Here is a 15,565-nt window from a genome sequence, read left to right on the forward strand (position 1 = left end):
CTTTTACTTAAAAGGTACATTGTTATAGTCGTACTGATATTTCACTTCTCCGCTATCCGGATCCAGGATATAGATCGTGATGGTTCCGCTGCTGTTGGATTCACTGCTCCATTTTACGGAATAGGGGAAGGTGAGCACTTCACCTTTTACCAGAGTCGTGGAATATCCATCCTGTGTGATAACCAGATCTATCGGCTCTCCGGCATAGACATCCGGTGCCTGAAGACTCACGTTACAGGAATACGCTGCATCTGCCGTGGTCGCAGCTTCAGTGGCCGGTTCCGGAGAAGCTGTTCCGTTTCCGGACTCGGCCGGATCTCCGGCTCCTACGCTGACGGTCAATGTGACGGTACTTCCTGCTGCCGGGCTTCCATCGATAGGATCCTGACTGATCACAGTCCCGGCTGCGATATCCGCGCTGACCTGCTCAGTGATCTTTACCGTATAACCGGCTGCTTCCAGACCCGACTGGGCATCAATGATGCTCTGGCCGGTGTAGTTTTTCAAGGTCTGCGTGCCGGCGGAAGAAGTATCACCGTCTGCCGGCTGACTTACCCAGAGTTCAATGGTATCGCCGGCCTTTACCGTACTTCCTGCCTCGGGATTGGCATAGATCACATGATTTCCTTCCACATTCTGATTCGTCGTATATTTTACATTGTATTTGATACCCACTTTATCGCAGGCACTCTGTACATCGCTCAGGAGAAGTCCTGCCACCTCAGGCACCGTAACCTCCGTCACACCGCTGCTCACTACATAATAAACGGTAGTATTTTTCTCCACAGAGCTTTCTGCTGCCGGTGTCTGTGAAATGATCTGGCCTGCCGGATAATCGGCAGAAGGCTGCTCGCCGCTCTTGACTCCGCCGATGCTCAGGGCATTCAGAGCCTCCAGCGCTTCTTTTTCTGTTTTTCCGGTAAGAGACGGTACGGTAACGGGAACATTGGCTTCCTCTGTCACCTTCTGTACGATATCACTTTCGCTCTCCGTGCCGGTGCCGGTCTCTGTCTCCGTAGAGGCTTCCGTTGCGGGCTGCTTCAGTTTTGTCTTGCTTCCTTTAAAATTGAAAAGCCCCGTCGCATTTCCCACCAGTGCCAGGAAAATGCAGAGAATGATCAGACCGATGATGATGCTTCCAATGGTCATGAATTTTTCCAGTCTGGGACTGATGCCATCTTCATCCTCGTCCTCATCGGGATCAAAGTAGTTCTCCTGATAGGGATTTCTCTGAGGTGGATAAGAGCTGCCGGCTCCCGCCGGACGGTTTCCCTGCGGAGGATACGCATTTCCATAACTGCCGTAACCTGAATTTCCATTTCCGGGAGCTACTGCCGGTCCCTTCTGTACCGGAGGCACATTGGGAACACTGTTTCGCTGAGGATTCACTGGCGTTTCCCCATAACTCTGCTTGATCTGATTCAGCTCGTCTCCGGAGATCACTACCGTACGGGCATTGTTGTTGATGGGTGTCAGCTGCACAAAATCGCCCTCGGGATTGACCAGTGATTCTTTGAGATCACGGATCACCTCCGCCATATCATTGTAGCGGCGGTCCGGGCTCTTCTGTGTACATTTGTAAATGATCTGCACTGTGCTCTTTGGCAGATCCGGCACATATTTTCTCGGGGAGGGAAGCTCCTCCTGGAGATGTTTGATGGCAATGGCCACAGTGCTGTCCCCGTCAAAAGGCACGGTTCCTGTCAACATCTCATAAAGTGTGATGCCCAGGGAATAGATATCGCTCTTATAATCGCTGTATCCGCCTCTGGCCTGCTCCGGTGAACTGTAATGGACCGATCCCATAACGCTGGAATTGATCGTATTGGAGCTGGCTGCTCTGGCAATACCAAAGTCCGTAACTTTTACCTTTCCATCCGTGGAAATAATGATATTCTGCGGCTTTACATCCCGGTGGACGATCCCGTTCCGATGTGCCGCCTCCAGTCCCATGCAGACCTGAATTGCAATACTGGTCGCTTCGCGGACTGCCAGCCGTCCCTTTTTGTCTATGTATTCTTTCAGAGTGATTCCTTCCACCAGCTCCATGACAATATAGCTGATGCCATGATCCTCTCCTACATCATACACATTGACGATATTGGGATGGGCAAGACCTGCCGCTGACTGGGCCTCCACACGGAATTTGGAGATAAACGCCTTATCTTCCCGAAACTCCTGCTTCAGCACCTTCATCGCCACAAAGCGGTTCAGCTTGTGGTCCTTTGCCTTATAGACATCTGCCATCCCGCCGGAACCGATCCGTCCGATGATCTCATATCGTTCCTGTACAAACATTCCTTCTTTTAACATTCTTTCACCTCACCTGGTAGTGGCTCCACCAGAACAACTGAAATGTTGTCCTTTCCACCGTTCTGATTTGCCGCTGTAATGAGTTTCCTGGCTCTTTCTTCCACATCTCCTCCGCTTGTCACGATCTCACGGATCTCATTGTCCTCCAGCATATTGCTGAGGCCGTCAGAACAGAGCAGTATCTTATCTCCTTTCCGTATACGCAGATCAAAGAAATCAATGTTGACTTCCTTTTCCACTCCCACGGCTCTTGTAATCACATTTTTATTGGGATGGTTTCTGGCTTCCTCTCTCTTCAGCTTTCCGCTTCGCACCATCTCTTCCACCAGGGAATGATCCTTGGTGATCTGACGGATGTCCTTGCGGATCAGATAGAGACGGCTGTCTCCCACATTGGCCACATAAAGGTATCTGTCTTCGATGACAGCAACCACCACCGTAGTCCCCATTCCCGCCAGATTTTCATTCTCACGGGATTTTTCATATACCCGGCTGTTGGCCTCTTCCACCGCATTCCGGATAATTTTGATGGGATTCGTCTCCTGGCTTTTTCGAACACTGTCAAGCAAAGTACCAACGGTATCTCTGGAAGCGGTATCACCGGCTCTGTGGCCTCCCATTCCATCTGCAACCACAAAGAGGTTCGGAAGATTCCCTACCGGTGTCTCAGACGCGAACACAAAATCCTGGTTCATGGACCGGCTCTGGCCTACATCAGTGATGCAAAACGCCTTCATATTTCTTCCTCTCCTTTGTTCTTTTCCATATAACTTCTTCGAAGCTGTCCACAGGCCCCATTGATATCCCGGCCCATTTCCCTTCTTATAGTAACATTTATTCCGTATTTTTCAAGTTTATTTTTGAACGCCTGCGTCACGCTGCTGCTCGGCTGCACAAAATCCCGCTCCTTGATGGGGTTTACCGGGATCAGATTTACATGACCGTTCAGCCCTTTCAGAAGGTCCGCCAGTTCTCTGGCATCTTCTGCATGATCATTGACACCGCCTACCAGACTGTACTCAAAGGTCAGTCTCCTGCCGGTTTTGTCATGATAATAACGGCAGGCATCCATGACCTCAGAAAGCTCATACTGCTTCGCGATCGGCATGAGTTTTTCCCTTTTCTCCTGACTGGATGCATGGAGAGAAAGGGCAAGTGTGATCTGAAGTTCCTCGTCTGCCAGCCTCCGGATATTCGGCACGATGCCGCATGTAGAAAGCGTGACATTTCTCTGACTGATATGTAAGCCGTTCTCATCCGTCAAAAGCTGAATGAACTTCCGCACATTGTCATAATTATCCAGCGGTTCTCCTGTTCCCATAAGAACCAGGTTGGAGACCCGTTCTCCGGAAATCTTCTGGATCTCATAGACCTCTTCCAGCATTTCCGAAACGGTCAGATCCCGTTTTTTTCCTCCGATGGTAGAGGCACAGAAACGACAGCCCATACGGCAGCCGACCTGAGAGGAAATGCACACGGAATTTCCATGGTGGTATTTCATGAGCACACTCTCAATGACATTTCCGTCTTTCAGTTCAAAAAGGTATTTCTGTGTGCCGTCAATCTCGGAGGTCAGGATCTCCACCGGCTTTAATACCGTATATTCCGTCTCTTCCGCCAGCTTTTCTCTCAGGCTTTTGGAAAGATTGGTCATCTCGTCAAAGCTTCCGGCCAGCTTCTGATGCATCCACTGATAAAGCTGACCGGCCCGGAAGGGCTTTTCCCCCTGTTCTTTGAACCAGGCTTTCAGTTCTTCCAGAGACAATGATCGGATATCTGTTTTTTCCATCATTTTTATCTGTTCCACTTACTCCTCCACACGTTTCAGTCTGGCAAGGAAAAAGCCGTCGCTCTCATGCACACCAGGCAGCAGCTGAAGATAACCGGCCCGGGTGGTTTTTCCCTGCAGTTCTTCCGGAAGATAGGGATCAATGCTTTCCAGCTTAAAAGGATAGTTGTCCAGGAACCATTTGAGATTGTACTGGTTTTCTTCTGCTCCGATGGTACAGGTGCTGTAGACGAGCGTGCCTCCCACCTTCACATATTTCCAGACGGTATCCAGGATCTGACGCTGGAGTTTCACGATATCTTCCTGTTTTTTTTCTGTCATCTTGTAACGGATATCCGGTTTTCTCCCGATCACTCCGAGACCGGAGCAGGGAACGTCTGCCAGAAGTACGTCCGCTTTTTCCACAGAAGCCGGCAGAAATACCGTAGCATCTGCCACAACGGCATTCATATTGATCAAAGCGGTCCGCTCAATGTTGTCCTGCATCAGCTGTACCTTGGACTCGGTAATGTCTCTTGCCTCCACAAAACCACTGCCCTCCAGCTTATCTGCCAGATGAAGCGCTTTTCCTCCGGGAGCCGCGCAGACGTCGATGCAGTAATCTCCCCATTTGGGAGCCGCCACCTCTGCCACCAGCATGGAGCTGACATCCTGCACCTGGATCCAGCCATTCCGGAACGCATCCAGCGCTTTCAGGTAGTTATAATCGGAAAGGTTCAGCGCATAATCCAGGTACGGATGCTCCGTCACCGTCACGCCCTGGCTTTGCAGACTCTCCATGATATCCTTTTTGGAAGCCTTGTTGAGATTGCAGCGCACGGTAGTGGCATGCTCTTTGTGGATCCCACGGCAGATCGTCTCCACTGTCTCAAAATCATAGAGACGAAGCCAGCTCTGAAGGATCCATTCCGGCATGGAATAGGTAACGGAAAGATACGGCACCGGCATTTCCTTCGGATCCGGATATTTTACCTTGTCCAGATTCCGTGCCACACTTCTCAGCACACCGTTTACAAAACCTTTCAGATTGAAAAACCCTTTTCTCTGCGCCAGCTTCACGCCTTCGTTGCAGACGGCAGAATCCGGCACGGAATCCATATATTTCAACTGATAGACCGACATCCGCAGGATATTGCGGATCACCGGTTTCATACGGGAAACCTTTACACTGGAAAACTGAGAAATGATATAGTCCATCTCAATGAGATTTTCCAGGGTTCCTTCGGCCACTCTCGTAATAAAGGAACGGTCTCTTTTCTCCAGATACTGATATTTTTCCAGTACCTCCCGAAGAACAATATGGCTGTATTTATCCTCCTCCAGAACTTCTGTAAGAACGGCAAGTACGATTTCTCTTGTATTTATCACATCAGTCACGGTCTTTTCTTCCTCCTGCCAGAATGATCAGTCTTAAAAGCTGCAGAACAGAGGCAGCAAGACTTGCCACATAAGTCATGGCTGCTGCCCGGAGTACTTTTTTGGCTCCGTCGATCTCTGTCGAACCCAGCATTCCCGTATTCTCCAATACCCGAATTGCTCTTGCGGAAGCATTGAATTCCACAGGAAGCGTTACCAGCTGAAAAAGGACTGCCAAGGAAAACAGCACGATCCCCACCATCACCAGTGCTCTGAGAGACATGACAAGCCCCAGGATAAAGATCGGCCATGCTGCAGTGGATCCGAAGTTTGCCAGCGGCACCAGGGTACTCCGAAGCACCAGAGGGCCATACTGCTTCTGGTCCTGGATTGCGTGACCGCACTCATGGGCGGCTACACAGACGGCTGCCACAGACCGGGAAGCATAGGTGCTGTCCGATAAGCGTAAGACCTTGCTCCTTGGATCGTAATGATCCGTCAGTTTTCCGGAAATATGCTCGATGGAAACATTGTAAAGACCACAGCTGTCCAGAACTTTTCTTGCTGCTTCCGCGCCGGAAAGATTGGACATGCAGCGCACTTTGGAATACTTATTAAATGTGCTGTTTACCACACTGGAAGCCCAGAGTGATAACAGAAGGCCAATGATCACAAGAATGTACGTCGGATCGATATGATAAAAACCATATCCGCCATACCGGTAGGCTGCTAACAGCATAAATTGATCCCCTCCTCAATCGTGTAGCCGCGGAGAAAAGCTGCGGTATCCATCCGTTTCTTTCCTTCCAGCTGAAGCTCCGTGATCTTTAACGCATCCTTTCCCGTCTGAATGAGAAGTTCTCCTTTTCCTCCGGAAAGAACGGTACCGGGAGCCTTCGTCTCATCTCCGTCCGTCACCTCCGCCCGCCAGATCTTCAGTGTCTTGCCGTGAATATGCGTGTAGGCACTTGGCCACGGATTTAAGCCACGGATCAGACGTTCCACAGAAACGGCATCTTTCTTCCAGTCAATAGCCCCCATGTCCTTGGTAAGCATCTTTGCATAAGCCGTCGGGCTCTCCTTTCTCTGTTTTTCCGGTGTTACCGTACCTTTTTCCAGAGCGTCCAGCGTTTCCAGAAGAAGCTCTGCACCGGCAACACTGAGCTTGTCGAAAAGGCTTCCTCCGGTCTCCTCTTTTTCCAGAGGGATCACTTTCTTTAAAAGCATGTCCCCCGTATCCAGCCCCTCATCCATCTGCATCGTGGTAATACCGGATTCTTTTTCCCCGTCAATGACAGCCCACTGGATCGGAGCTGCACCGCGGTATTTGGGAAGCAGAGAACCATGTACATTGATGCAGCCGTATTTTGTCAGTGTCAGGATGCTTTTCGGGATCAGCTGACCAAAGGCCACTACCACAATCACATCCGCATCAAATGTTCTTAATTCTTCCACAACTTCCGGATCCCGCACTTTTCTCGGCTGCAGGACCGGAATATTCTCCCGGACGGCAACCTCTTTGACCGGTGTGGGCTGCATGGCCTTTCCTCTTCCTTTTGGTTTGTCCGGCTGTGTGACAACAGCCACAACCTCATGCTCAGACTTTACAAGCGCTTCCAGCGTTCCTACTGCAAAGTCCGGTGTTCCCATAAAAATGACTTTCACTCCATATCCTCCTCTTCTTCTCCGGCCGGCTCTACATCCATAAGCTCGCCTTCCACTTTGGAAACATACATCAGTCCGTCCAGATGATCGCACTCATGACAGATCGCTCTTGCCAGAAGACCGGTACCCTCCAGAACAAATTCTTCCATATTTTCATCCAGGGCTTTTACCTTCACATGATCCGGCCGTGTCACGATACCGGCTTTTCCCGGAAGGCTTAAGCATCCCTCCTGACCGGTCTGAGAACCGGAACTCTCAATGATTTCCGGATTGATGAGTACGTAAGGGTCTTCTCCTGTGGTATCGATGACAACGATCCGTTTCAGGATGCCCACCTGGTTTGCCGCAAGGCCTACGCCGCAGCCGTCATACATGGTGTCAAACATGTCATCGATAAGCTGGCGTGTCCGCGGTGTCATGCTTTTCACCGCCTTACAGGTCTTGTCCAGTACATCGTCACCCATGATTCTTATATTTCTGATTGCCATTTTTATATATCCTCCTTCGTTTAAACTCTTTCGTATTGTATATGGATCTTCTGATAACCTTCGTTCATTTCAATATATTGTTCCACTTTTTCTTTTACTACAGTCAACCGTTTTTCATCGGAATGACGGATGTAAAGCACTTTCCGGTACACATCCTGAATCCTTGCAATCGTCTCATCTCCGGGACCGATCACCTGGATCCCGGTACGGTTTTCCAGAAGCTCCAGAAATTTCTTCAGGTATTCCATCGCCATGGTCAGATACGCTTCATCCTCAGAAGAAGCGTGGACCGCCAGCATACCGCCTGCCGGCGGATAGCCTCCCAGAATCCGAAAAGCGATTTCCTGCCGGTAAAAGGCTTCGTAATCCTGCTCTGCCGCAGCCTGAATGCTGTAGTGTTCCGGATCGTAAGTCTGAATCACCACTCTTCCCGGAAGCCCACCACGGCCCGCTCTTCCGGCCGCCTGGGTCAGAAGCTGAAACGTCCTCTCTGCCGCCCGGAAATCACTGGCATGCAAAGAAAGATCCGCCGCCAGGATCCCGACCAAAGTCACATTTGGAAAATCATGACCTTTTACGATCATCTGGGTTCCTATGAGGATCTCCGCCTCTCCATTTGCAAAAGCAGACAGAATCTTTTCATGGCCATCCTTCTCCCGGGTGGTATCAAGATCCATACGTAAGATCCTCGCCCCCGGGAATTCCCTTGCCACCACAGACTCCACCTGCTGCGTTCCGATCCCGAAATCACGCAGGAACGGACTTCCGCAGGAGGGACAGGTTTTAGGAACGGTTGTTTCATAGCCGCAGTAATGGCAGACAAGCCGGCCGCCCCGATGCAGAGACAAAGACACATCGCAATGCGGACACTCGATTACCTGACCGCAGGAACGGCAGGAGAGAAACCCCGCATAGCCTCTCCGGTTCAGAAAAAGCATCATCTGATGGCCGGCACCCAGGCATTGGGCCATTTCTTCTTTTAAAGCATTGCTTAAAACAGAACGGTTTCCCTTTTTCAATTCTTCCCGAAGGTCTACGATCGAAACCTCCGGAAGGGCTGCATGTTTCACCCGCTGCCGGATCGTGAAAAGCCGGTATTCTCCCTTTTCCGCCTTATAATAAGCGTCCACGGAAGGGGTTGCTGTTCCGAATATCACATGCGCATGCTCCAGTTCTCCCCTTTTTACCGCTGTCTCCCGGGTCAGATACCGGGGGACGGTCTCACTCTGATAGGATGTCTCATGCTCTTCATCCTGAATGATGATTCCCAGATTGGGAAACGGGGTAAAAAGAGCGGATCGTGGGCCGATCATCACATCAATGAGGCCTTTTCTCGCCCGCTCATACTGGTCAAAACGTTCTCCCGGAGAAAGCCGGGAATTCATAACGGAGATCCGGTCCCCGAACCGCCGGTAGAAACGCATAACTGTCTGATACGTCAGGGCGATCTCCGGAATCAGGACAATGGCCTGTTTTCCTTCTTTCAGGACACCGGCAATGAGCTCCATATAGATTTCCGTCTTCCCGCAGCCTGTGACACCATGGATCAGACAGGGTCTTGCATTTTCGTTTTCCCATTCTTCCCGGATCCCGTCCACCACGCCCTGCTGCTCCCGGTTCAGGATGACGGCCTGCTGTCTGGCTGCTTTTACATGAACGGGGTTCCGGTAAACGGTATCCACCTGGATCTTCAGCAAGCCCATTTTTTCCACACTCCGGATCACTGCAGGAGGTATGCTAAGCTTTGCGGTCACAAGTTCCCATGGAAGGCAGCCTTCCTCTAAAAGTGCTTTCAACAGGCGATATCGGGCTGTCTGATGCTTCTTTTCAAAAAAGGTCAGGCGCTCCCGGGCTTCTTCTTCGGATACCGCCAGCAGCACCTGTTTTTTTTCTTTTGGCTTTTCTTTTTTCCGCACCGGGATCACGGTCTTCAGCGCCTGGATCATGGTAGCTCCGTAATAATCCCGCATCCATGCTGCCAGAGCGATCAGCCTGGACTCTACGCCAATGCCGTCTGTGGAAACCGCATGAATGCATTTGATACGTTCCGGCTCGATCTGCGCCTGTTTCGTTGTTCCTATGACATACCCTTTGATCAGCCGGTCTCCCCGGCCAAACGGGATTTCCACCACCATTCCTGGCAGAAGTTTCCCCCGCATATCTTCCGGGATCCGGTACTGAAAAGGTTTATCCAGTTTTTCGTGGGAAATGTCCACGATAATATTGGCATATGGATCTGTCACTGTAATTTCTCTTCCTTCAGGATCTCCTGAATCAGTTCTCTTTCGTCCATGTGATACTTTCTGCCCTCGATCTCCTGATAATCCTCATGACCTTTTCCGGCCAGAACAATGACATCGCCGGGCTGTCCGTGAAGGATGGCATAACGGATGGCCTCCTTACGGTCTGCGATCTTGATGTATTTTCCATCTGTCTTTTTGATTCCGGTCTCGATATCATTCAGGATATCCTCCGGCTTCTCAAAACGAGGATTATCGGAAGTGATGATCGTAAAATCAGCCAGTCTTCCGGAAACCTCTGCCATCTCAAAGCGGCGGGCTTTGGAACGGTTTCCGCCACAGCCAAAGAGGCAGACCAGTCTGCCCGGCTCGTATTCTTTCAGGGTAGTAAGAAGGCTTTCCAGACTCATCGCGTTATGAGCATAATCGATCATCAGGGTAAACTTGTCGGAAACCTTGACCAGTTCCACTCTTCCCTTCACCGTTGCCTGTTTCAGGGCAATCTTGATGTCTGCCTCACTCACTTTAAAATGCAGGCAGACAGCGATGGCCGCCAGAGAATTATAAACACTGAATTTACCCGGAATATCGATCTCCACATCCATATCCAGAAGACCGGCAGCATGATAGGCGATGCCGAGATAACCGGGGGTATGGATCATTTTGAGATTTTCTGCACGAAGATCGTTTTTCTCAGAAAGACCGTAGGTCTCCACTTTACAGGTATGACCTTCCAGGACTTCAGAAAGATGCTCTGCATCTCCGTTTACAATACCGATCCGGCACTGACGGAACAGCAGCCCCTTGCAGTGCATATAATCTTCGAAGCTTTTATGCTCTGCCGGTCCGATATGATCCGGCTCAATATTCGTGAAAATGCCAATCTCAAAGGGAATTCCTGCGGTACGGTTCAGCATCAGTCCCTGAGAAGAGACCTCCATAACGGCTACATCACAGCCTTCTTCCAGCATCCGGTGAAAATACTCCTGGATCTTTACTGATTCCGGAGTGGTGTTGCTGGACGGGATGTGCGTCTCACCGATGATCGTCTCAATGGTTCCGATCAGACCTACCTTATGACCAGCAGATTCCAGAATGGATTTGATCATATAAGTGGTAGTGGTTTTCCCCTTGGTTCCGGTGATGCCGATGACTTTCAGCTTTTCTGCCGGATAATCATACCAGGCGGCAGAAACCAGAGCCATGGCATAACGGGTATCTTTCACCAGGATCACTGTAACAGACTCCGGCACAGACACCGGTTCTTCCACCAGGAGAACAGCAGCACCCTTTTCTGCCACTTCCGCAGCATAAGTATGCCCATCCGTCACAGCTCCCCGGATACAGAAAAAAAGCGTCCCGGGAACCACCTGTCTGGAATCATTGGCGATACTCACGATCTCCCGATCCAGACTTCCCTGTACGCAGGTATATTCCAAACGTTCCAATAACTGTTCAAGCTTCATATATCATTCCTCCATATGGCGCCCGGCCATAAAAGCGGGCGGGTACAATCGCTTCCTTATAGGATAACATATGGGGGAGGATTTTTCAAGAATTTGGAGGAGGGTGTTTCTGGCTTTTTGCAGGGCCACTGCAGAACAGGCGGCTTCGGGAAGCCATGAGGAAGCTTTTGTTGATGGGCGGCTTTGGAAGCCGGCAGGGAACGTAAATGCGAGGGGGACGGCTCCAGGGCCGCCCTCCCCCTCAGCCTCCCCCTTATGGCACTTTAAGGTCAAAAAACAGGGGGCTTACGTCAACAAGTAGACATTATACGTCTGTTGTGGCGTGACAACAGGAAAGATATGTGATATGGTAAATAACGCAAGCATGATTCATGGATGATTTATGGATGTTTTTCGGAGAATATACGGCCAGCCACCTGACTTGCTACTCACTCAAATAAATAAAAAGTTTCTTTATATTATATGCTATACGAATCCACGACTACCCGTCATTTCACGCATCATCTGTATGACGTAAGCGCCACTATTTTCCAGCGTGCCCTGGAAGGGGGTGCAGTGGGAAACCAGGACTAGCGCAACTCCGATGGTTTCCCCCTGCATATTTTAAGAAAAAATCAGAAAGGAATCTCTTTTATGGAAAAATTTACCGGCAATAAAATCCTCGTCCTCGGCTGCTCTGGCAGCGGCAAAAGCACTTTCTCAAGAAAGCTTGCCGCACGCACCGGTCTCCCTCTGATCCACCTCGACAATATCTGGTGGCGGCCTGACCAAACGCACATTACGCGGGAGGAATTTGATCAGAAACTTAATGAAATACTGCATGATGATTTCTGGATCATTGATGGCAATTACAGCCGGACCTATGAAGAGCGGATCCGTGCCTGTGACACCATTATCTTTCTTGATTACAGCGAAGAGGTCTGTATGGACGGAATTACCCGCAGAGTAGGACAAGACCGCCCAGATATTCCCTGGACAGAGCAGCATCTGAATCCTGAACTTGTGAAGTTTGTTCATGATTTCCACGAAACCGACCGTTTTCAATTGCTTGCTCTTATAGAAAAATATTCCGATAAGAAAGCTCTTATTTTTAAAATCCGCGAAGAGGCTGGCGAGTGGTTATCGCAGACTTAAAAAGGTTTCGCAGCTTTTTCTGCGAAACCTTTTTATTGTATACTTATTCTGAAAATCAGCGGATCAGTCCGACGCTTGCGATGAGTTCAACCTCACACAGAACGTTCTTCGGCAGAGTTTTTACTGCGACACAGGAACGTGCCGGTTTGGAAACGAAATATTTTGCGTAAACTTCGTTGAAGGCTGCGAAATCATTCATATCTGCCAGGAAGCAGGTGGTCTTGATGACGCTGTCAAAGCTTGCGTGAGCCTCTTTCAGGATCTCGCCCAGGTTCTTGCAGACCTGCTCAGCCTGTGCTTTGATGTCACCGTCTACCAGTTCACCGGTCTCCGGGATGATGGGAATCTGTCCGGACGTATACAGGATATCGTTGGCAACGATGGCCTGAGAATAAGGTCCGATTGCTCCGGGTGCTTTATCTGTGGAAATCACTTTGTTCATGGTATGTTCCTCCTTTTCTGCCGGTTCGATGCGGCAGTCATTTTTTCGACATCCGGGAAAGTTCTTTTACAAAAATTTTCCCGTATCGTCTCTTTATTACATACAATTCTATTGTATCACAACTTGTTTTTCTTTTCTACTGAATTCTGTCAGATGATGTCTATATAGCGCATTGCCTCATTCCAGTAAAAAACTGTTATTTTTCCTTTGTCCTGCTCTCGCAGCTGTTTTTCCCGGAACATCCGCTGCAGCCGCAGCCACAGCCTCCGTTTTTGATATCCCGGTGTTTTTTCCGGATCACCAAAAACGCATACAGGACGATCAGAAGAACGATCACAATTCCTGCTATCATATATCTATCCATCCTTTCCGCCAAACACGCTTTTTTCATTTTCTGTCAGCCGATGAACAGTCTTCCGATCTGATATACCAGAAGTGTCACTACCCAGGCGGTCCCAAGCTGAAACAGAGCTGCCTTCAGAGCCCATTTCCAGCCACCCATCTCTTTTTTGATCGTAACAAGGGTGGCTGCACAGGGAATATACAACAGGCAGAAGATCATCAGACAGTAGGCATTCAGACCGCCAAAGCCCATACCCGCAAGCAGCTTATACAAACTGTCCATTCCCGTCTGAGAGTTGACATTGGAAATTCCGAAAAGTACGGCACAGCTGGTAACAACCACCTCTTTTGCAGAGATTCCGGCAATGAGCGCCATTGCGATCTGCCAGTATCCCAGTCCCAGTGGAATAAAGAACGGCACGATAAACTTTCCGAGAACTGCTCCAAAACTATTTTCCATATCCGTCGTATAGCCGCCGGGTCCGAAGTTCAGGATAAACCACATGATAACGGAAGCCACAAAAATCGTTGTCCCTGCTTTTGTGACAAAGTCCTTTACCTTTTCCCAGACGTAAATTTCCACGGTCCGGGCGCTGGGAGCCTTGTACTCCGGAAGCTCGATGAGCAGGATGTTTGGATTTTCACCTTTGTCTGTCAGGTGAAGGATCGCAGCAATACCAATGGCTACAAAAAGTCCGATCACATACATGGAATAAGCAGCGATCATCGCATGCTTTCCAAAAAACATTTCAGAAAACAGGATATAGATCGGAAGTCTCGCGCTACAGGACATAAACGGTGTCACCAGCATGACCCGGTACCGGTCTTTGGGATTTTCCAGTACTCTGGAAGCCATCAGTGCCGGAACGCTGCAGCCAAAACCAAGGATCATCGGAATAAAGGCACGGCCGGAAAGTCCCAGTCTTCCCATAATACCGTCCATGACATAAGCCACTCTGGACATATATCCACTATCTTCCAGAAATGCCAGTGCCAGAAACAGGATAAAAATATTCGGAAGGAAGGTCAGCATACCGCCTACTCCGGCAATGATACCGTCCGTCACCAGTGAAATGATCTCCGGCTGCACATGAAGCGAGGTCAGCCCCTGCCCTACTGTTTTCGAAAACAGCTCCATCAGAAGCTCCACATAGCCCTTCAGCCAGTCACCAACCGTAAATGTCAGAAGAAAGACCAGAGCCATGATACCAAGGAAAATGGGGATTCCCCAGATCCTGTGCGTCAGGAAATGATCCACCTTATCCGTAAGTTCTGCTTTTTGTGCCTTATTCACCACAACTTCTTCCACGATCTCCTGGATAAAGTCATACTTCTGATTGATGATATCTGTCTCATAGCTCCGATCCAGTACATCCGGCAGTTCTACCGGATATTTGGCCGTGATCTCCGGATCCTGTTCCAGAAGCTTTAAAGCCACCCAACGATGATTGGTGATCTCCGGATAGTTACGCTTCAGTACATCCTTGATCTGATCGATCTTATCCTCGATCTCATCAGAATAGACCATCGCATAATCTTCGTGATGATTATGTCTGTGATGAGAAACGCTGGAATGATTGTGTTCCAGTCCTTCCGGATGGGAAGAATCTTTATGATGCTCTGCCGCATGGATCAGGATATCAAGGCCTGTCCTTTTTCTGGCAGAAACCGGAATAACCGGGATTCCCAGCATTTCCGGAAAACGGTGCAGGTCGATCTCCATGCCCCGCTTTTCCACGATATCCATCATATTCAACGCCATGATCACCGGTTTTCCAAGTTCCAGCAGCTGCAGCGTCAGGTAAAGATTCCGTTCCAGTGCAGATGCGTCCACCACATCAATGATCACATCCACCTCATCACTCAGAATAAACTGCCTGGATACCTGCTCTTCCATTGTATAGGAAGTCAGACTGTAGGTTCCCGGAAGATCTACCAGTTTGAATTCATGGCCATGGTACTTCATGGCTCCTTCTACTTTTTCCACCGTCACGCCCGGCCAGTTGGCCACCTTTAAATTGGCACCGGTATAGGCGTTAAAAAGAGTCGTTTTTCCACAGTTTGGATTTCCAATAAATCCGATTCTCAAGTCTTCACTCATGCCTTTTTCCTCACCGTAATCTGTTTTGTGATTCCTCTTCCCAGGGCAAACCTGGTTCCCCTGACATTGACGATCAAAGTTCCCCTGCTCTTGGCATTCAGGATAAGAATCGAGGTTCCCTCCGTCATCCCCAGAGCCTCCAGCCGTTTTTCCAGTTTCAAAGGAAGCTCCAGCTTTTCAATCGTATAGGTTTCATTTATTTTTCCGGTATCGAGAGTCATAAGAAATC

At 49.5% G+C, this 15,565-nt stretch carries 14 protein-coding genes; 1 reads left to right on the plus strand and 13 read right to left on the minus strand.

Features of this window, described 5'->3' with window-relative positions; genetic code table 11:
• Positions 1 to 3: 3 nt before the first annotated feature.
• The 9 genes from pknB to DXA57_RS00695 are packed head-to-tail and all read right to left on the minus strand — an operon-like array spanning position 4 to position 11,317.
• Positions 4 to 2,313: a Stk1 family PASTA domain-containing Ser/Thr kinase gene (gene pknB, locus DXA57_RS00655; protein WP_117764006.1), complete on the minus strand. Its 2,310-nt coding sequence runs from the start codon at positions 2,311 to 2,313 to the stop codon at positions 4 to 6.
• Positions 2,307 to 3,050, minus strand: a complete 744-nt coding sequence (locus DXA57_RS00660; RefSeq protein ID WP_117764007.1) for a Stp1/IreP family PP2C-type Ser/Thr phosphatase — start codon at positions 3,048 to 3,050, stop codon at positions 2,307 to 2,309. The genes pknB and DXA57_RS00660 overlap by 7 nt, the downstream gene beginning before the upstream one ends.
• Positions 3,047 to 4,102, minus strand: a complete 1,056-nt coding sequence (gene rlmN, locus DXA57_RS00665; protein WP_117764382.1) for a 23S rRNA (adenine(2503)-C(2))-methyltransferase RlmN — start codon at positions 4,100 to 4,102, stop codon at positions 3,047 to 3,049. The genes DXA57_RS00660 and rlmN overlap by 4 nt, the downstream gene beginning before the upstream one ends.
• 18 nt (positions 4,103 to 4,120) lie before the next feature.
• Complete coding sequence (gene rsmB / locus DXA57_RS00670) at positions 4,121 to 5,479, minus strand: 16S rRNA (cytosine(967)-C(5))-methyltransferase RsmB (protein ID WP_117764008.1); 1,359 nt, start codon at positions 5,477 to 5,479, stop codon at positions 4,121 to 4,123.
• Positions 5,472 to 6,197, minus strand: coding sequence for a zinc metallopeptidase (locus DXA57_RS00675; protein ID WP_117764009.1), 726 nt, complete (start codon positions 6,195 to 6,197; stop codon positions 5,472 to 5,474). Before DXA57_RS00675 ends, rsmB begins: the two co-directional genes overlap by 8 nt.
• Positions 6,188 to 7,123, minus strand: a complete 936-nt coding sequence (gene fmt, locus DXA57_RS00680; RefSeq protein WP_117764010.1) for a methionyl-tRNA formyltransferase — start codon at positions 7,121 to 7,123, stop codon at positions 6,188 to 6,190. Before fmt ends, DXA57_RS00675 begins: the two co-directional genes overlap by 10 nt.
• On the minus strand, positions 7,120 to 7,611 hold the full coding sequence (gene def / locus DXA57_RS00685; protein WP_117764011.1) for a peptide deformylase: 492 nt from the start codon (positions 7,609 to 7,611) through the stop codon (positions 7,120 to 7,122). The genes fmt and def overlap by 4 nt, the downstream gene beginning before the upstream one ends.
• A 20-nt stretch (positions 7,612 to 7,631) precedes the next feature.
• Positions 7,632 to 9,854 (minus strand): replication restart helicase PriA, encoded by a 2,223-nt coding sequence (gene priA, locus DXA57_RS00690; RefSeq protein WP_158571202.1) that lies wholly within the window; start codon positions 9,852 to 9,854, stop codon positions 7,632 to 7,634.
• Positions 9,851 to 11,317 (minus strand): UDP-N-acetylmuramoyl-L-alanyl-D-glutamate--2,6-diaminopimelate ligase, encoded by a 1,467-nt coding sequence (locus DXA57_RS00695; RefSeq protein ID WP_117764012.1) that lies wholly within the window; start codon positions 11,315 to 11,317, stop codon positions 9,851 to 9,853. The genes priA and DXA57_RS00695 overlap by 4 nt, the downstream gene beginning before the upstream one ends.
• 633 nt (positions 11,318 to 11,950) lie before the next feature.
• Here DXA57_RS00695 and DXA57_RS00705 point away from each other — a divergent pair.
• Entirely contained in the window at positions 11,951 to 12,451 is a 501-nt protein-coding gene (locus DXA57_RS00705) for an adenylate kinase (protein WP_117764014.1), read from the plus strand.
• A 55-nt stretch (positions 12,452 to 12,506) separates the two neighbouring features.
• Here DXA57_RS00705 and DXA57_RS00710 read toward each other — a convergent pair whose 3' ends face one another.
• The 4 genes from DXA57_RS00710 to DXA57_RS00725 all read right to left on the minus strand — a co-directional run bounded on the left by DXA57_RS00710 (position 12,507) and on the right by DXA57_RS00725 (position 15,557).
• On the minus strand, positions 12,507 to 12,893 hold the full coding sequence (locus DXA57_RS00710; protein WP_117764015.1) for a RidA family protein: 387 nt from the start codon (positions 12,891 to 12,893) through the stop codon (positions 12,507 to 12,509).
• A gap of 196 nt (positions 12,894 to 13,089) precedes the next feature.
• Positions 13,090 to 13,245: a FeoB-associated Cys-rich membrane protein gene (locus DXA57_RS00715; RefSeq protein WP_117764016.1), complete on the minus strand. Its 156-nt coding sequence runs from the start codon at positions 13,243 to 13,245 to the stop codon at positions 13,090 to 13,092.
• A 45-nt stretch (positions 13,246 to 13,290) separates the two neighbouring features.
• Positions 13,291 to 15,336: a ferrous iron transport protein B gene (feoB, locus tag DXA57_RS00720; RefSeq protein ID WP_117764017.1), complete on the minus strand. Its 2,046-nt coding sequence runs from the start codon at positions 15,334 to 15,336 to the stop codon at positions 13,291 to 13,293.
• A complete protein-coding gene (locus DXA57_RS00725) occupies positions 15,333 to 15,557 on the minus strand; it encodes a FeoA family protein (protein WP_117764018.1) in 225 nt (74 codons plus the stop codon). The genes feoB and DXA57_RS00725 overlap by 4 nt, the downstream gene beginning before the upstream one ends.
• Positions 15,558 to 15,565 lie beyond the last annotated feature (8 nt).

Source organism: Blautia sp. OF03-15BH, from assembly GCF_003463065.1.
GTDB lineage: Bacteria > Bacillota > Clostridia > Lachnospirales > Lachnospiraceae > Limivivens.